This window comes from Streptomyces sp. NPDC001832 (genome assembly GCF_040297265.1).
In the GTDB taxonomy this organism is placed as follows: Bacteria; Actinomycetota; Actinomycetes; order Streptomycetales; family Streptomycetaceae; genus Streptomyces.
Genome location: NZ_JBEOYU010000033.1, coordinates 23363 through 42082 on the forward strand (window position 1 = coordinate 23363; position 18720 = coordinate 42082).

Annotated in this window: 10 protein-coding genes; 4 read left to right on the top strand and 6 right to left on the bottom strand. The window is 68.4% G+C overall.

Going from position 1 to position 18720, the window contains the following annotated elements; translation table 11 throughout:
* The first annotated feature begins 454 nt into the window (after positions 1-454).
* Entirely contained in the window at positions 455-4477 is a 4023-nt protein-coding gene (locus ABT115_RS22885) for a Pls/PosA family non-ribosomal peptide synthetase (RefSeq protein ID WP_351792861.1), read from the top strand.
* Between the two features lie 321 nt (positions 4478-4798).
* On the opposite strand, the gene ABT115_RS22890 is transcribed toward ABT115_RS22885, so the two are convergent.
* The 5 genes from ABT115_RS22890 to ABT115_RS22910 all read right to left on the bottom strand — a co-directional run bounded on the left by ABT115_RS22890 (position 4799) and on the right by ABT115_RS22910 (position 10443).
* On the bottom strand, positions 4799-5152 hold the full coding sequence (locus ABT115_RS22890) for a beta/gamma crystallin domain-containing protein (protein WP_351792863.1): 354 nt from the start codon (positions 5150-5152) through the stop codon (positions 4799-4801).
* Between the two features lie 476 nt (positions 5153-5628).
* Positions 5629-6927: a BNR-4 repeat-containing protein gene (locus tag ABT115_RS22895; protein ID WP_351792866.1), complete on the bottom strand. Its 1299-nt coding sequence runs from the start codon at positions 6925-6927 to the stop codon at positions 5629-5631.
* Between the two features lie 302 nt (positions 6928-7229).
* A complete protein-coding gene (locus tag ABT115_RS22900; protein WP_351792869.1) occupies positions 7230-8531 on the bottom strand; it encodes an extracellular solute-binding protein in 1302 nt (433 codons plus the stop codon).
* Between the two features lie 65 nt (positions 8532-8596).
* Complete coding sequence (locus ABT115_RS22905; RefSeq protein ID WP_351792872.1) at positions 8597-9517, bottom strand: carbohydrate ABC transporter permease; 921 nt, start codon at positions 9515-9517, stop codon at positions 8597-8599.
* Entirely contained in the window at positions 9514-10443 is a 930-nt protein-coding gene (locus tag ABT115_RS22910; protein ID WP_351792875.1) for a carbohydrate ABC transporter permease, read from the bottom strand. Before ABT115_RS22910 ends, ABT115_RS22905 begins: the two co-directional genes overlap by 4 nt.
* Before the next feature lie 434 nt (positions 10444-10877).
* Between ABT115_RS22910 and ABT115_RS22915 the strand changes: the two genes are divergently transcribed.
* Entirely contained in the window at positions 10878-13178 is a 2301-nt protein-coding gene (locus ABT115_RS22915; RefSeq protein WP_351792878.1) for an FAD-dependent oxidoreductase, read from the top strand.
* A gap of 60 nt (positions 13179-13238) precedes the next feature.
* Here the strand turns inward: ABT115_RS22915 and ABT115_RS22920 are convergent, their stop codons facing one another.
* The gene (locus ABT115_RS22920; RefSeq protein ID WP_351792880.1) at positions 13239-14027 is read right to left on the bottom strand and encodes an IclR family transcriptional regulator; all 789 of its coding nucleotides are present in this window, start codon (positions 14025-14027) and stop codon (positions 13239-13241) included.
* 300 nt (positions 14028-14327) lie between these two features.
* On the opposite strand from ABT115_RS22920, the gene ABT115_RS22925 reads away from it, so the two are divergent.
* Both ABT115_RS22925 and ABT115_RS22930 read left to right on the top strand, forming a co-directional pair.
* Positions 14328-14477, top strand: a complete 150-nt coding sequence (locus tag ABT115_RS22925; protein WP_351792883.1) for a hypothetical protein — start codon at positions 14328-14330, stop codon at positions 14475-14477.
* Between the two features lie 231 nt (positions 14478-14708).
* Entirely contained in the window at positions 14709-18422 is a 3714-nt protein-coding gene (locus ABT115_RS22930) for a S8 family serine peptidase (RefSeq protein ID WP_351792886.1), read from the top strand.
* The last annotated feature ends 298 nt before the right edge of the window (positions 18423-18720 follow it).

Here is an 18720-nt window from a genome sequence, read left to right on the forward strand (position 1 = left end):
ACGGCCGAAAGCAGGACCTGTTGAGCGTGTTCGCGAACAAGGCCAGCTGTCCCGAAAGGCATCTTACCAAAGGCGTCGTTGAGACCGTCATCCCGGTGTCGATGATGGTGAAGAGGTGACCCAAGCCGTCACGGCCAGGCCGGAAGAATCCCTCAGGCTCGCGTCCCTCCTTCAGGCCAACGACACAGCGGCCGTCATCTGTGATGACACGGCATGGCCAACGTCAAGGTCTATCGTCACAGACGGCGTACTCACCCCGCCCAGCGTCTGCGGTACCCGGCGGGACGTGGGCTGGATGATTCCGAGGCCACCGAGCCCCGCGAAGCCGCACCCCATTTGCCGGCCGGTCCAAGGGATGCCGTGACGGCGATCGGGGGGAGTGGGGGACCGGGGGTTCCCGGCTCAGCGGTCCTGACCCGCACACCGATATCGATACAGAACGGGATGCACGAAGATGCTCGCTGTTCCGGGCGCGACGCCGGGAGAGGCGCACCGGCGCTTGCACCACGTCTTCGAATCCGCCTGTGACCGTGCTCCGTCGGCCACGGCACTTGAGTGCGACCACCACGTACTGGCCTATGCCGAAGTCGAGGCACGTGCCAACCAGCTCGCTCACTTTCTCCGTGGCCTGGGGGTTGGCCGCGGCGCCCGGGTCGCGCTCATGCTGCCGCGGTCGGTAGAGGTGTACGTGTCGCTGCTCGGGGTGGGAAAGGCCGGTGCGGTGCTCGTGCCGGTCGATCCGGCATCGCCTCCGGACCGACTCGCGTACATCGCGAAAGACGCAGCTGTGGACCTGGTGCTGACCACGTCCTCTCTCGCCCGGGCCTCGTCCGGTCTCACGTGCCGGGTGGTCGAGTTGGACGAGTACGCCGGTGAACTTGCCGTCATGCCCACTGCCAGGCCGCTACCGGACCCGCCCGAGCCCGGTACGCGGGACAGTGACCCCGTCGCGTACATCATGTACACCTCTGGGTCGAGTGGCAGGCCCAAGGGAGTGGAGGTCGCCCAGTCGAGCATCTGCAACTTTCTTGATGTCGTTCCCCGGGTCTACGACGTGCGGCACGACGACCGCGTGTATCAGGGAATGACCGTCTCCTTCGACTTCTCCATCGAGGAGATCTGGCCGACGTGGTCGGTCGGTGCCACTCTCGTCGCAGGTCCGGCTGGTTCCGGCTATTTCGGCGCGGAACTCGGCGATTTCCTCGATGACCGGCGGATCACGGTTCTGTACTGCGTACCGACGCTGCTTGAGACGATCCCACGGGAGCTGCCGCACATCCGCACCGTTGTCGTCGGCGGTGAACCCTGTCCCGCTCAGCTTGTCGAGCGGTGGAGCAGACCGGGACGGCGCATGCTCAACACCTACGGCCCTACCGAGGCCACCGTCACCGCGACCTGGGCGGAACTGAGGCCGGGCCGGGTGGTGACGATCGGAAGGCCGCTGCCGACCTGTTCGGTGGTGCTCCTCGACGAGCAGTTGCGGCGTGTGGCCGATGGTGAGGTGGGTGAGATCTGTATCGGTGGCCCCGGCGTCGCCCGTGGCTACATCGGACGGCCGGAGTTGACGGCCGTCCGGTTCATCGAGCACCCGCTGGCGCCGCGGGGCAGCAGGCTCTACCGCACCGGGGACCTCGGCCGGGTGACCCCGGACGGCGAGGTCGAGTTCCTGGGCCGGGCCGACGAGGAGGTGAAGATCCGGGGATACCGGGTGGATCTCGGCGAGATCGACAGCGTCCTGCTGGAAGATCCTGGCGTGGCTGAGGCAGTCACCACGCTGACAGCCGCTCCGGGCGGCGGCAGGGGCGGCGGCACAGGGGCCGTGGACAGCGGTGAACTGTGCGCCTACGTGGTCCGCGCCTCAGGCCGCGCGGAAGAAGAGAACACCCTGGTCGCCAGGCTGCACAAGCACTTGCGGTCCAGACTGCCCGCGTACATGGTGCCGTCCTTTCTGGACGTCCTTCCCAGCCTTCCCTTCATGGCCAGCGGCAAGGTGGACCGTAAACGGCTGCCCGCACCGACCGGCCGACGGCTGGCGAGCGGCGGCCGACTGGTCGCAGCTGAGGGCGAGTTGGAGAAGCAGGTACGCGACGCCTGGGCGGAGGTACTCGGGATTGAGCCCGAGGCGCTGTCGGTCGAGGCGGACTTCTTCACCGACCTCGGAGGTCATTCACTCCTGGCGGCCAAGGTCGTATCGGTCTTGCGTGACCGGGACATCGGCGCGAGCACCACGCTGCGTGACCTCTACACGTATCCGACCGTACGCGGCCTCGCGGTCCGATTGAGCGCCACGTCCGGTAAGGGACGGCAAGCCGCTCCACCCCGCCCGAAGCCGATCCGCCATCGCACCGGCCGGATCGCCGCTGCCGGAGCTGCGCAGGCGGGGGGTATCTACCTGACGCTGCTTGTGCTCGGCCTGCCGGTGGCGTACGTGTACAGCCGACACGGTGGCCAGATCTCGGTCTGGGCATCGGTGCAGACGACGGCCGGTGCGTATCTCAGCTATGTGGGCGTGCGCTGGCTCGTACCGGTCGCCCTCGTCCGACCGCTGTCGGCGGGTATCAGGCCGGGCCGCCACCGCTTGTGGGGCCGGGTCTACTTACGACTCTGGACGGTGAATCTGCTGCTCAGCTTCGCCCCGCTGCCGGTGCTCAGCGGCTCCCCCATGATGGGCGTCTACCTGCGGCTGCTCGGGGCGCGCATCGGACCACGCACCACCATCGCCACCAGCACGATCACGCTGCCGGCCATGCTGCGCGTCGGCGGCGACACCTCGGTCGGCTATGGAGTCTCCGTAAATCCGTGGCAGGTATCGGACGGCTGGGTCACGGTCGCGCCGATCGAGATCGGGCCGCACGCCTTCGTGGGGGCCAACGCGGTCCTCGAACCTGGCGCACGAATGGGAGCCGGCTCCGGGCTCGGCGAACAGTCCGTGATCGGCCAGGATGAGGTGGTTCCCGCCGGGGCGCGCTGGGCCGGATCGCCACCGCACCCCGTGCAGGCTCTGTCTCTCGACGTCGAGACCATGCTGCGTGCCCACGGTGACACGGACGGATGGCGACCGCGCCATCTCACCGCCGCGATCGTCGGCCTGGTGCTGCTGGAGACCGCCGCACTGGCAACGACCCTCCCAGAGATCGTGCTGTTCTGGTGGGCGGTGCTGAACTGGGGCACCAAGGGCGGCATCGTCGCCACCGCGCTGTCCGGTCCGTTGTTCGTGCTCACCGTCTGCTGCGTGGTCGCCATCGGCAAGCGCCTGACCCTGCTGCAAGCGCCGGTCGGCATCTATCCGGTGCGCTCCTCGCTCGGCGTACGCAAATGGGTGTCGGACAAACTACTGGAGATCAGCCTCACCTTCACCAACTCGCTGTACGCCACTCTCTACACCGTGCCCTGGCTGAAGCTGCTCGGCGCCCGGATCGGCCGGAGCGCGGAGGTCTCCACCGTCTCGCACATCGACCCCGACCTGCTCACCCTCCACGAAGGCAGCTTCGTTGCGGACCTGGCCAACGTCGGAGCTGCCACATTCGCGGCCGGTCAGGTCGCGTTCGGCCCCACCGAGGTCGGGCGGCGCGCGTTCGTCGGCAATTCCGCGCTCCTGCTCTCGGGAACACGGACCGGACCGGGGTCCCTGGTCGGAGTGAGCACGGTGCCGCCGCAGGATGACGTAACCGACGGCACTACGTGGCTGGGATCGCCTGCGATGCGTCTGCCTGTGCGGCAGAGCAGCGGCTCATTCCCCGAGGAGCTGACGTTCCGGCCGACTCGAAAGGCGGTGCTCCAACGCCTGGGCATCGAGTTCTTCCGCATCACGATGCCTGCGTCAGTGCTGGCCCTGAGCGCCTACCTGTACCTCCTGGCGCTGTCCGGGCTGACCAGCCGAACGGGCCTGCTGGTGCCCGTGCTCGCGACGCCAGTTCTCGTAATGCTCGCGAGCCTCGTGGTCATTACGTACTGCGCGGCGGTCAAGCGCCTGGTCGTCGGCGTCTACCGTCCCCGGGTCGAGCCTCTGTGGAGTCTGTTCGTGCGTCGTACCGAGTTCGTCACCGGCCTTTTCGAGGCGGCCGCGGTACCGGCCGGGGCGGGCTTCCTGATCGGGACGCCGTATCTGCCGGTGATCCTTCGCCTCTTCGGGGTGCGTGTCGGCAGAGGAACCTGGATCGGCACCACATTTCTCACGGAGTTCGACCTCGTGGACATCGGGGACAACGCCGCGATCGGTCTCCGCGTATCGTTGCAAACACACTTGTTCGAAGACCGCGTCATGAAGATGTCGCTGGTCACGGTCGAAGGCGGCGCGAGCATCGGCACACGCTCCGTGGTGCTCTACGACTCATCCGTGGGCGAGGACGTCCGGCTCGGCGCACTGTCGTTGCTCATGAAGGGTGAGCACCTCGCACCTGGGACCAGCTGGCGCGGCATCCCGGCCGAAGGCGTCGTCGAGCAACGCCCCACCCCGACTCCGAACGCAGGGACATGAACGAGCCGCGACGTCCGGGCAGATTTCGTCGGGCGGCATCTACGACGTCAGGCCACTCGCCCAGGGGAGCCGCCACTTCGGTGCGGCCCTCTGCAGGACCTGGGGCCACCTCAAGGATGAGTTCGAGCCAGCGGGCCGCCGTTTGGCAGACGGTCCTCGCCGCCGACTTCGTCACCGGGCGCACGGTGCGCCCTTCGCCGGAGCCCTACCTCATTCGCCCAGGCGGAAGCGTTGCGCTGCGCTGACACTGACACATGCCGATGCCCGTCACGACCTTGCGGGCGTGACGGGCCGCCATTCCTGGGGCAACCGGATGTCAGCTCACAGGATCTGGATGGCGACGACCTTTGGCGCGCGGTTTGGGAAAGTGATGTCGTGCCAGCGCTCGATCTTCACCGAGTCACCGTTGGCGTCGTAGTAGATCAGGTCGTTGTTGCCCGTGGAGATCCGGTCGACCCACCACCCGCCGAAGTCGGTCTTTCCTGCGTTCGCGTAGCAGTCGACGCTCTCACGGCCGTCGAGGTGCGACCAGATCTTCAAGAAGTTCTCGCCCCCGACACACTGGACGTGGTCGATGGCGAAGGCGTTGCCGCTCGGAACGGTGACGGTGAACGCCGCGGCTGCGGTGAGCGCCACGGCCATGGAACGGACGGCCCTCTTGCTTTTCGAGATCACAGACTCTCCTTCATGCGAAAGGCCGGCGCACGGCCCGGCCCTGTCGGCGACATCGCGTCATGACGGAACGGTGCTTCATCGAGCCGGCAAACGGCCGACTGCACACCGGGCTGGCCCATCACGGCTGCGCCTGTCAGGAACACAGCCGGAAGACCCGCGGGCTCAAGCTATCGACCTCCGTCTTTCGTCCAGCCGAAACACTCCGAACGCGAACCATCGGGCCAAAACCTCACCCGATCGTGGCCCTCACGTGCGGCGACACGAACGGCAGCGAGGCGACGGTCATTCACCGCTTGATTCGAAGGTGGGTGGTTCGGCTGCTGCCGCCAGCCACACGCGCCACTCCGCTGGGACAGCGATGCCGTCTTCGCCGCCCTCATGGGCGGCCCGGCTGGTACACCGTCACCTCCACCGGCCCGTACGTGAGGACTCGGCGCGGTTCGTCACCGCCCGTCTCCTCGAACGAGTGCAGGGTCTCAGCGGTGTGCGTAGTAGAGCGTGTTGTGTGTGGTGTCCGGTAGGTACAGCACGTCGTTCCCGTCCGAGTCCCGCCGCACCGCGAGCCGGTCCGCGCTCACGCCAGGCGCGGCGGACTGCGAGATCCACGTGCCGTCCGACTCGGTCGCGGCGAAGACGCGGTCGGTGCCGGAGCCGGTGACGTAGTAGACCCGCTTGGCCTCTGTCTCGTCCCAGGTGATGCCGAGGGCGGCGGCGGTCTGGCCGCCGGCGTACACGGTCTGGCGGGCCCAGCCGCCGCCGCTCGGATACGCGTAGTACACGCGGAAGTTGCCGCCGCTGTCGGCCGGGCGGTAGCGGTAGGCGATTTTCGGGGTGGAGCCGTCGAGGGTGAGCTTGGCGCTCTGCACCGCCGGTCCCGTGTAGGCGTTGTCGATGCTCCACTCCTCACCTGGGGTGAGGTCCTGGATCACGTCGGACGTGCCGGGCGTGACGGGGGTGGTGACGGCCGTGCCCGCGCTGTCCGCGAAGGCGCCGGTCGCCGGGTCGTAGCGCAGGTAGGAGAGCTGGTGGCGGAACCCGGTCGCCGGGGCCTTGGCCCATTCGTACAGGAGGTGCACGCGTCCGTCGGCGTCCACCATCAGGTCGTCGGGGTACACGGAGCGGTTCAGTGCGCCGGCGAAGGTGGCGACCGTGCTCCAGCGTGCGACGGCGTTGTCCCAGCGGTACAGCTTGCCGGGACGCTGATCGGCGCCGGCGCCGACGCGGGCGGCCAGGTACAGATCGCCGTTGGGTGCGGTGGTCACGATCGGGTAGGTGATGCCCACGCCCTGGTCGGGCAGTTCGGCCGCGTGGTCCGTGACGTCCCCGCCGGGGGCCTCGGTGCGGAAGTAGCGCCAGGCGTTGGCGTGCATGGAGGCGAACACGTGCAGGCGGCCGCTGCCGTCGCGCGCGACGGACGGCTGGTTGTGCCCGTTGTCGTCGGGGAACTCGGCCTGCTGCCCGCTCTTGTCGAGCAGCGGCAGACGGCTCCAGACCCCGTCCGGGTCGCGCCGCGCGATGGCCGGGCGGTGCGTCGCGGCCGTCGAGCCGGGCTCGTTGAAGGCGAAGTACGTGTACTGGCCGCGGCCCTTGTACGTGGCGACCGGCGTCCACCAGGCGGCCTGGTTCGACGAGTCCATCGCGTAGGGGACCTTCTCGATCACCGTCGCCGCGGCTGCCGCGCCCCTGCTGTCGGCCTGGGCGGCCGGGACGGGTGCGAGCAGGGCGGCCAGGGCCGCGGCCGAGGCGGCGTGGGCGAGTGCCGTGGGACGTCGCAAGGTGAACTCCTTCGCGGGAGTGATGGGGAGGCGAACGGGAGCGGCCTCGCGGGTCGGTCCGCCCCCCGCAGCCGTCTGGTGATGTCAACGCGTTTAGACCGATCGGCAGCCCCCGTGTGGAGTGCTTCACGACCGCATTCATCTGGGCTGCGCCGGAAACTTACAGCAGACCCCAGATCATGAACAGGGGTTGCACAGTACGGATCTGAGATACGTCTTGGGGAATGCGTGTGCGGCATGGCAAGGGGTCCGGTGGAGGCTGTTTCGGCCTTCACCGGACCCGGGACCCGCCGCGCGCCGGCTCAGCGCTTGATGAGGGCGGTGATCTCCTCGCCGGCCTTCTTCATCGCGTCCTTCGGCTTCGACTTGCCGACCAGGACGGCCTGGACCTGCTTGGCCACGGCCTCCTCGATCTGGGCGTTCTGTGCGAACTGCCAGAACGGGCTGCCGGTCGCCGTCTTGGTGATCTTGTCGGTCCACTCGGTGGTGAAGGTGTCCTTTGCGACCTTCGGGTCGGACAGGCCCGCGGTGGTGGACGGTGGCAGGGCGCGGGAGGCGAAGTACTCGGTGACCGTGGCGCGGTCGGAGGTGGTGTGCAGTGCGAACCGTGTCGCGGCCTCCTGTCCGTTGCCCTTGACGACCGCGATCACGCCGCCCCACAGCAGCGCCTGCGGCGTGTCGCCGGAGCGCAGCACCGGGCGCTGCATCGGCTGCATCGCGTCGGCCAGTGTCTTGTCCTTGGACTGGGCCGCGGTCACGCCCTTGCCGATGATGGCGTCGTCGTAGAAGGCGGCCTTGCCCTGCCCGAACAGGGCGCGTGCGTCGAAGCGGTCCACGTCCGCGGCGATCAGCTTCGCGTCGTGCAGTTTTTTGTACCAGGTGACCGCGTCGACGGAGGCGTCGTCGCCGATGGTCACCTTGTTGTCCTCCATGAGCGTGCAGCCGAAGGTCTGCATCCACGGGAAGATGTCCTTGAGCTGCGCGACCTTGGTGGCCGCGGCGTAGGGCACGATGCCGCCGCCGAGGCCCTTCAGCTCCCGCAGGGCGCCCTCGAACTCCTCGACGGTGGTGGGGTGCTTCTTGATGCCGGCCTTCTCCAGGAGCTCGGAGTTGGCGATCACGCCGATCGAGCCGGTGTTCCACGGCAGGCCGTACTGCTTGCCGTCGTACACGCCGCTGTTCAGCGCCACGTCCGTGTAGCCGCCCTTCAGGGCCACGGAGCCGAGGTCGGCGAGCTTGCCCATCTGCGCGACCGCGGCGAGCCAGGCGATATCGAGGTGCACCGCGCCGGTCGTCTCCCCGCCGCCGAGCTTGAGGGTGAGCTGGCTCAGGTACTCGTTGTACGGGTACGAGACCGCGCGGATCTTGGAGTTTTCGGCCTTCTCCCACGCCGCGATGATCTTCTCGATCGCGGGCTTGGCGGCCTCCTCGTTGAGCGACCAGGAGGTGAAGTCGAAGTTCTTGGACTTCGTGTCGCCTCCGTTGGAGGAGGTGCTGGCGCCGGACGGTGCGCAGGCGCCCAGCACGCCGGCGCCGGCCGCGCCGAGCGCGCCGATGCCGAACATGCGCAGCGCGCCGCGCCGGCTGATGCCAGAGGTGGTCATGGTGTCTCCATGGGGGAGTGGGCGGAAGGGGACGTGGGGGGAGGGGGCGGACACAGCCCGCGGGCTCAGCTCTTGACCGAGCCGGCGGTCATGCCGCCGACGAGGTAGCGCTGCAGGAACATGAAGGCGACGACCACTGGGACGGATACCACCAGCGAGGCGGCCATCAACTCGGGCCAGGCAGTCTGGAACTCGCCGATGTAGGTGGAGACGAGGCCGGGCGGCAGGGTCTGCTTCTCCTTGTCGGCGAGAGTCACCGCGAAGATGAAGTCGTTCCATCCGCGGACGAAGGCGAACAGGCCGGCGGCGATCATTCCGGGCGCGGCCAGCGGCGCCACGATGGAGTGCAGCGTCCGCCATCGGGACGCGCCGTCGATGGACGCCGCCTCCAGCAGGGCGTCCGGGATGGTGTCGAAGATGCCCTTCAGCATCCAGACGCACAGCGGCATCGTGAACGTGGTGAAGGACACCACCAGGGCGGTGTACGTGTTCAGCAGGCCGAAGCTGGAGAACACGGCGTACAGCGTCACCAGCAGGAGCGCCTGCGGGAACATCTGGGAGGCCAGTACCAGGTGCATCAGCGAGCGCCGCCCGCGGTAGCGGAACTTGGAGAACGAGTAGCCCATGTACGTGGCGACGACCACGCTCAGTACGGCGGTGATCGAGGCGACGATGAGGGAGTTGACCAGGTACGTGATCAGCTGGTCGTTCTCGGCCAGGGCCGTGAAGTTGCTGATGGTGAGGTCGGTGGGTACGAGCTTCGGCGGGAACTGGAACGTCTGCTCGGGGCTGCTCAGGGCGGTGGCCAGCAGCCAGTAGACCGGCAGCATGCCGAAGGCGCCTATCACCAGGACCGCGGTCCAGGCGGCGATCCGTGAGCGCAGCAGGTCCTTACGCATCCGGCGCCGCGAGGTGCGTCCGGCGGATGTGGCGGACGGCGCCAGCCGGTCGGTGCCGGTCAGCGGTGTGGAGGTCGTGGAGGTCATCGGGCGTCGCCCTTCCGCTCGGTGATCCTGAGGTAGATGGCGACCAGGATGAGCAGGAGCAGCATCCACAGCCCGCCCAGCGCGGTTGCCCGGCCGATGTCGAAGCCCTTGAAGGCGGTCTGGTACACGGCGGTCGCGAAGGTCTCGGTGGTGCCGGCCGGGCCGCCGCCGGTGAGTACGTAGATGGTGTCGAAGTGCTGGAAGTTCCAGATGAATTCCAGGAGCAGCACGATCGAGGCGACACCGCGGACCTGCGGCCAGGTGACGGCGAAGAAGCGCCGGATCGAGCCCGCCCCGTCCATTGAGGCCGCCTCGTGCAGTTCCTTGGGCACGGTCTGCAGGCCGGCCAGGAGCATCACCATCATCCAGGGGAAGCTCGCCCAGGTCTTGGTGACGATGACGGCGAGCATGGCGGTGCCGGGCTGGCCGAGCCAGGAGACGGACTCCTCGATGATTCCGGCTTTCATGAGGATGCCGTTCAGCACGCCGTAGTTCGCGTTGAAGATCCACATCCACAGGAAGGAGACCACCACGCCCGGGATCACCCACGGGAACAGGAACAGGCCACGCAGGAAGCCGCTGCCCTTCAGGCCCGAGTTCAGCGCGAGCGCGAGCGCGAAGCCGGCCACGAAGGGGACGAGCGTCGCACCGACGGTGAAGACGACCGTCTGCTTGAGGATCGTGAGGAATTCGCCGTCCAGCCAGTAGGCGAAGTTGTCCAGGCCGACGAACTCCCGGCCCGGAAGCCGCAGATCCTGCTTGAAGAAGCCGGTGAACAGCGCCGACAGCAGCGGGTAGATGATGACCGTCGCGAACAGGGCGAGCCCCGGTGCGGTCAGCAGCAGTGCGAACGCGCCGTTGGAGAGCCGTCCGCCGGACCGCTCACGGCGTGGAGCGGCCTTGTGTGGAGGTGCGGCCGTACTCATGGGTGTGTCCTCTCGAACGGGGCGGGAGCGTTGGTGCGGGGAGTGGCACGGGGCGCCGTGCGCCGGCGGGCGGATGCGACGCGGCCGGGCGTGAGCGATGAGCCGCCCCGTCCCCTGCTTCGACCGAGGCCCTGTGTGAATGCCATGCATGCTCCGTTGAACTCAAGTTGCAGCATGCGGGATCGTTCTCCATATTGTGCGACGGCGTCAACCCTTTTGGTCGATGAATCGCCGGTTCCGTGCAAGACCGGCGACGTCGCCGAACAGGCCGGACTCGGCCGCCGGCCCGCGGCGGCAGTGTCGTCGGCCGTGCCGGAAATTTACAACACATCCCACTGCATGGATAGTGGTTGCACAATATGCATGTGATGTACGTTCATGGCGGCTCCGCTGCGGCGGAGAGTATCCGAGCTTCACATCAAGGAGGCCGCACCGTGCGGGAAGAAGAGGTCCATTACGACATCGCCGTCATCGGCGGTGGCCTGGCGGGGACCTGCGCGGCCATTGCCGCGGCCCGGCTCGGCCAACGCGTCGCTCTGGTCAACAACCGGCCCGTCCTGGGCGGCAACGCCAGCAGCGAGATCCGCGTCTGGGTCTGCGGCGCCACCGCCCACGGTGTACACCGCTGGGCCCGCGAGACCGGCATCATGGGCGAGCTGTACACCGAGAACCAGTACCGCAACCCTGAGGGCAACCCGTACTACTGGGACCAGGTGGTCCTCGACGCCGTCCGTGCCGAGCCAGGCATCGACCTGTACCTCAACACCGACGTACGGGAGGCCGACGCGAGCGGCCCGGACGGCGCACGCGAGGTGCACTCCTGTACCGGCTGGATGATGGGCTCCGAGCGGCGCATCACCTTCCACGCGAAGCAGTTCCTCGACTGCACCGGCGACGGCCTGCTCGGCCACCTCGCCGGCGCCCGCTACCGCATCGGCCGCGAGTCCCACCAGGAGTTCGGCGAACCCTGGGCGCCCCAGGAGCAGGACGAGGCGCTGCTCGGATCGACGATCCTGTTCCACACCAAGGACACCGGCCGGCCGGTGAAGTTCGTACCGCCCGCCTCCGCCCGAGACCTCACCACCACACCCATCCTGCGCAACCGCGTGCTGCGCACCGGCGACAACGGCTGCGACTACTGGTGGATCGAGTGGGGCGGCGAGCTCGACACCGTCCACGACAACGAGCGTATCCGCGACGAACTCCAGTCCGTGATCATGGGCATCTGGGACCACATCAAGAACTCCGGCGAGTTCCCGGACGCCGAGAACCTGACGCTGGAGTGGGTCGGCAGCCTCCCCGGCAAGCGGGAGTACCGCCGCTTCCTCGGCGACCACATGCTGACCCAGCAGGACATCCTGGAACAGCGGCAGTTCGACGACCGCGTCGCATTCGGCGGCTGGTCCATCGACCTCCACCCGGTGCAGGGCATGTACGCCGACGAGCCCGGCGCCCGCCAGCGCTACGCGGACGGCATCTTCCACATCCCGCTGCGCTCCCTGTACTCGGCGAACGTCACGAACCTCCTGTTCGCCGGGCGCAACATCTCCGCCACCCACATCGCCTTCGGTGCCACCCGCGTCATGGCCACCTGTGCCACGCTCGGCGAGGCCGCGGGAACGGCAGCCGCGCTGTGCGTCGCCGAGGGCATCGGCCCGCGCGAACTCGCCGCCAAGCGCCCCGAGCTGGTGCGCCGCGCCCTGCTGCGGCAGGACGCCTCGGTCATCGGCCTCGCCGACGACGACCCCGACAACCTGGCGCGCACGGCCCGCGTCAGCGCCTCCTCGCACCTGAGCCGCCTCGCCGCCGAGCCCACGCCGGCCGCGCCCGGCGAGCCGTACCCGCTCACCCGCGACCTCGCGCTGCTGCTGCCGGTGGACCCCGCACTCGACACGGTCGACCTGCTCGTCCACGGCGCCCCGGGCGAGCGGCCGAGCGAACTCACCGTGGAACTGTGGAGCACCGGCCGCCCCGAGAACGCTGTCCCCGTCGATCATCTGCTCACCACCACGGTGACCGTGCCCGCCGCCGGCCCCCACTGGGTCACGGCCCGCCTCGACCACCACCCGGACACCCCTCACAACGTCGTCCTGATCGTGCGCGCCTGCCCGGGCCTTGCGCTGGTCCTCGTCCCCGAGCGCACCGCCGGTGTCCTCGCCCTGCGCAGCAGGGCCGAGGGGGACGCGGCCGTCGACCACGACATCCCGGAGGAGGACGGCCAGCTGGTCCTGGAATGGCAGGCCCGCGGCCTGCGTCGCCGCACCTTCGGCTTCCGCGCGACCCCGGACACCGCCGCGTTCCTGCCCGAACGCGCCGTCGGAGGATTCCAACGCCCCTACGGGGGCCCGCAGATGTGGTCGTCCGAGCTGCTGCCCGACCCGGACCGGGCCACGCAGTGGCTGTGCCTCGACTGGGACGAGGAGCAGCAGCTCACCGAAACGCGCGTGGTGTTCGACGACGACGTCGACGAGTACCTCAACAACCTGCACCGCCACCGCACCCCATTCGAGGTCATGCCGGAACTGGTCCGCGACTACCGCATCCAGAGCCGCGAGCCCGACGGCACCTGGCGCACGCTGCTGACGGTGACGGGCAATCGCCGCCGCCACCGCGTGCACGAACTGAACGGTACGCACGGCGGGCCCGTGCGCACCGACGCGCTGCGGCTTGTGGTGGACGCGACGCACGGGGCGCGGCACGCGCACGTGATCGCGTTCAAGGCGTACGGCGCATAGCCACGCGCAACGAAGGGGCCGGGGGAAGACCGCATGGTCTTCCCCCGGCTCCTTCGCTGTTCAGAGGGCGCCGAGTGCTTGGCTGATGACGTCGGCGGCTTCGATGACCTCGCGGATGAGGGTGGAACGCTGACCTTCGGCTTCGGTGCGGTTGCCGAGGAGGGAGGCGGGGCCCCACAGGGAGATGGCGGCGACGACATCACCCGAGACGTCGCGGACGGGCGCGGCGAGGGAAGCGCGGCCCAGGGCGCGTTCTTCTGCTTCGATTGCGTAGCCGGTGCGGCGGACGGTGTCGATCTCGGCGTCGAGGAGGTCGTGACTGGTGGTCGTGTAGTCGGTGTGTGCCGCGAGCGGTTCGGGAAGCAGCTTGCGGCGCTCTTTGGCCGTGAGGCCGGTGAGGAGGCACTTGCCGATGCTCGTGGCGTGCAGTGGGGCGGTGTGCCCGGCCTGCGTGTAGGACTTCGGGGCGCGGGCTCCCTCGAAATTGCACAGGAACAGCAGCTCGGTGCCGCGGCGGACGGCGACGTTGGCTCCCAGCCCGGTGCGGGTGGCGAGGTCCTGGAGGACCATGCGGGCGGCGCGGTGGACGGGGTGGCGATTGGTGGCGGTGGCGGCGAGCGGGAGGATGCCGAGGCTGAGCCGGTAGAGGTTGCTGACGGGGTCGCGTTCGACCATGTCGAGGCGCTCGAGGGTGGACAGGAGGCGGGAGGTGGTGGAGGAGCCCAGCCCGGTGAGTTCGGCGACGTCGGAGACGCGCAGTTCGGCGCGGCCGGAGTCGAGTGCGCGCAGCACCGAGACCGCTCGTTCGACGCTCTGGTTCGTCCCGGCGTCGCTCGCCCGAGTAACCATGACCCTCCTCATTTTGCAAATCGCTTGCACAATCTGCATCAGTATATCGCGTTGACCTGAGGGTGTTCCTGAAATCCGCCGGCTCCAGGGGCGCGATCCCCGGAGTGCGGAGCGCAAATCTTTTGCCACTTGGCGGATCGCCGTCATGTCGGTTACCCGCAGTGGTATCCGCGGTTGCCGCTGGTTGGCCGTGGAAGAGTTCCGGTGCTCTCCCATCGCACCGCGCCTCCCGACAGGCGCCACACGAACCGGGCCGCCCCCTGGCGTACCCCGGTGCCGACTCCTGGAGGAACCCCTGAGATGACCCGCGTACGCCGAATAATGACGGGCGACCGGGGCGACCGGGGGGACCAGATGCGGGCCTGGTTCGGCCGACCGCTGGCGACGGGCAGCGAGGAAGGCGCGGCGCACGGCCGCGGCAGCAACACGGCGCGCGGTCCGCCGACCTGATGCTGCTCACCGCTCGCACATGAAAGAGCAGCACAACCACCACATGGAGTGATCCGACGAGGCGCCGAATTCCGCGACCGCGTGGCCTTTGTGCGCCTTCGTTCCCTCTCAGAGAAGGTCATCGCCTCAATGAGACAGTCACGATTGGTTGGGTCCACCGGATTCCCAGACCGCTCAACTGCCCCTACAGCCTACCGGCTGACACGCCGTCCAGTACGGGCGGTCCTGGGGATGCTCACCGCCGCCTGTGTGGTCGGCACGCTCGGCGTCCTCCCCGTGGCCGCCGCAGCGACGCCGACAACCCAGGCCGAACAGACCCAGCAGAACAGCCCTGTTGTCGCCACACACAAGCTCACCCTCGTCACCGGCGAAGTAGTAACGCTGGAACGTCACGCCAACGGCTTCCAGGCTGCGACCGTCGCGCCCTCGGAAGACGGCACCGAGACGGCGTTCTCCACCATGAAGGTGGGCGACGAGGTCTACGTCATCCCGGACAAGGCCCAGCCGTACCTCGCCGCGAACGAGCTCGACCGCGAGCTGTTCAACGTCACCAAGCTGATCGATTACGGCTACGACGACGCACACCGCCCCGCCGTGCCGCTGATCGCCACCTACCCGGGCGCGCCGGGCAAGGCCGGCAAGGCGCTGAAGCAGGCTGCACCGGCCGGTTCGGTGAAGGCCGACGAGCTGCCCAGCGCCAACGCGGTGGCGCTGCACGCCGGCAAGAAGAAGGCATCGACGTTCTGGGAGGCGGTCGACGACGACAGCGCCGCCGCGACGAAGGCACCGAAGCTCGCCGGCGGCATCAGGAAGCTCTGGCTCGACAAGCCGGTGCATGTGACGCTGGACCAGAGCGTGCCGCAGATCGGCGCGCCGGAAGCCTGGGCGGCCGGCTACGACGGCACCGGCACCAAGGTGGCCATTCTCGACACCGGTATCGACCCCGACCACCCCGATGTGGCGGGCCGGGTGAAGAAGACACAAAACTTCACCGACGACCCCGATGCGGTCGACCACCACGGTCACGGCACGCATGTCGCCTCGACCATCGCCGGCTCGGGTGCCGCGTCGGGCGGCAAGTACAAGGGTGTGGCACCGGGCGCCGACCTGTACATCGGCAAGGTCCTCAACAACGCCGGCAGCGGCCCCGAGTCGGGAGTCATCGCCGGCATGGAGTGGGCGGTGGCTCAGGGCGCGGACGTCGTCAGCATGAGCCTGGGCTCGGCTGCCGGCAGTGACGGCACCGACCCGATCAGCCAGGCCGTCAACGAGCTCACCGAGTCCTCCGGCGCGCTGTTCGTCATCGCGGCCGGCAACACGGGCCCGGGCAAGGGGACCGTGGGTTCGCCGGGCGCTGCCAAGGACGCGCTGACCGTCGGCGCGGTGAACAAGCAGGATCAGCTCGCGGGCTTCTCCAGCCGCGGCCCGCTCAAGGAGACCTTCGCGGTCAAGCCGGAGATCACCGCACCAGGCGTGGACATCGTCGCCGCGCGCGCCGCCGGCACCACGATGGGCACCCCCGTCAACGGCAACTACACCTCGGCCAGCGGCACCTCGATGGCCACCCCGCATGTGTCCGGCGCCGCGGCGATCCTCGCCCAGCGCCACCCGGACTGGAGTGCCGACCGGCTCAAGCAGGTGCTGGTCAGCACCGCCAAGCAGGGCTCCTACACCGCCCACCAGCAGGGCGGCGGCCGGGTCGACGTACCCAAGGCGATCGACGCCACGGTCTACTCCAGCCCCGCCGTGGTGAGCATGGGCAAGAAGTCGGCCGAGAGTGCGCCGGTCACCAAGACGGTCAACTACGTCAACACCTCCTCCACGGACAAGACGCTGTCGCTCCGCCTGCTCAGCGTCGGGGAGACCGCGCCCCCGCCGGACGGCACGTTCACACTCAGCGCCAACAGCGTGACGGTCCCGGCGAACTCCACAGCGAGCGTGACGGTGACCTACCACCCCGAGCTCGGCGCCATAGGCGACTACACCGGCATCATCACAGCCACCGCCGCCGACGGCACCGCGATCCGCACCACCGTCGGCGCGACGAAGGACGTACCCACCGTCGACCTCACCGTCAACACGATCGACCGGAACGGAAACCCGGCGTCCGCCGAACTCGCGGCCTTCGACCTGGACGCGGGAGTCGTCCGCACGGTCTTCCCCCAGGGCGGAACGAAGACCGTCGCACTGCCGCTGGGACGCTACTCCGTCATGGGTGTCGTCTACACGACGGACCCTGCCTCGGGCCAGATCCTGAACCACACCCTCGCTGGCGAGCCCATGCTGGAACTGAAGGCGAATCAGACGATCATGCTGGATGCCCGGCTGGGCAAGGAGGTCAAGGTCGCGACGCCCAAGGAGTCCGAGCCGAACGGCTACAAGCTCGGATACCGCCAGCGGCTCCCCGGCAAGCCGGGGATCGACTTCATGAAGGGCGCGTCGAGCCCGCTCTGGGACCACGCCTATGTGGTGCCCACCGAGCCGGTGACGAATGGCATGTTCGAGTTCAACTTCCAGCAGCGCAGGTACTCGCCGGTGATCCGGGCGTCCATTGCCGGACAGGAAGGCGCACTCCCGCTCGAGCCGGTGATGTACGCGGCCCAGCTGCACGGCCCCAGCACGCTCCAGGCGGTCGACGCCGGCATGGCACGGCCGCAGGACCTGGCCGGCAAGGACCTCACCGGCAAGCTGGCGGTCGTCACCCGCGATGCCACCCGCAAGACTCCTGACCAGATCGCCGCGGTGACCGGTGCCGGCGCCAAGGCAGTGATCATCGTCAACGACCGGCCCGGCCCCTTCGCCACCATCGTGCCGCGCGTCGCCCGCACTGCCATCCCCGCCTGGAGTCTCACCCAGGATCAGGGTGCGGTGCTCTTCGACCGGATGGCCGACGGTCCCACGCAGATCAACCTGCACGGCATCGGCAATCACCCCTACGTGTACAACATCGCGATGATGGTTCCCGGTGGAATTCCGGCCGACCCCGTCGACGCGGTCACGGCGGAGAACTCGGCCGTGGTGAAGTCCCACTACCGCGGCCCCGAGGGCGGCTACCTCGGCGAGACCGACTCGGCGATCCGTCCGGGAGAGTTCTTCATCACCCAGGTGTTGGACTACTTCGACGCGCCGGTGGACCGGGAGGAGTGGTACTCCACCGGCAGCAAGTGGCCGACGATGAAGGACATGGGATGGTTCCACACGGTCTACCCGGACCGCATGGAAATCGCCCGCAGCGTGAAGGACGTCATCCGTAACTACAAGCCGGGCGAGCAGCGCGAAGAGACCTGGCTGGGCGCGGCGAATGGCCCGGCCGGACCGGAGGCATCCTACGCGTTCCGCGAGGGCGACAAGGTCACCCTCATCCTCCCGGAGATGGGTGACAGCCAACCGGGGCACTACAGCCAGTTCGCACACAGTGCCGACACGTCGATGATGCGGGTGTACCAGGACGGGAAGCTCCTCAAGGAGACGGACTACCCCTCGTTGCGCGGGTTGCCGGTCGGCGCCGAACCTGCGACGTACCGGATCACCCTCGACACGTCGCGCCCGGCGTGGTTCCCGCTGTCCACTCGGACCAGCACAGCGTGGACGTTCACGTCCGCCCGGCCGACGGGTGCCAAGGAGAATCTGGCGCTGCTCTGGCCGAAGTATGGTCTGGACCTGGATGCGGAGAACACCACCCAGGGTGGCAGCGCCTATGACTTCGACTTGGCGTTCGCTTTGCAGGCCGGCGTTACCGCGGACATCGACGGGGTGGAGGTGGAGGTGTCTACCGATGATGGTGCTACCTGGGGCCCCGCGATGGTGAAGTCCAGGAGCGATGGCCACTACAAGGTGTCGGTCCGTAATCCGGTGAAGGGTTATGTGTCGCTGCGCGTGAAGGCGCAGGACACCAATGGCAGCAAGGTCGAGCAGACCTTGATCAGGGCCTACGCTGTGCGTTGACCCTCACACTTGCCTCATCCTGACCGCGCCCCTGACACAAGGCATGCCCTTGTGTCAGGGGCGCAGGCTTCTGGCCGGTCTGTGTGCATGAGGGTGTCTCCTCCTGGATGCCTTGTCGTTTCCCCGACAATGAGGCCGAGGGGGTGCCTGGGCCTGCCGCAGCTGTGTAGGACGGTGCGGTTGTTGGACTGCGCCAGGCCTGCGAGCAGCCCCCACCCGCCATCACCCTCACCACGCTGTGCTGGGCATGCGCCAGTGGCCCCGTTTTCCCAGCCTTCGGTGGCCGGTCAGCTGGGTG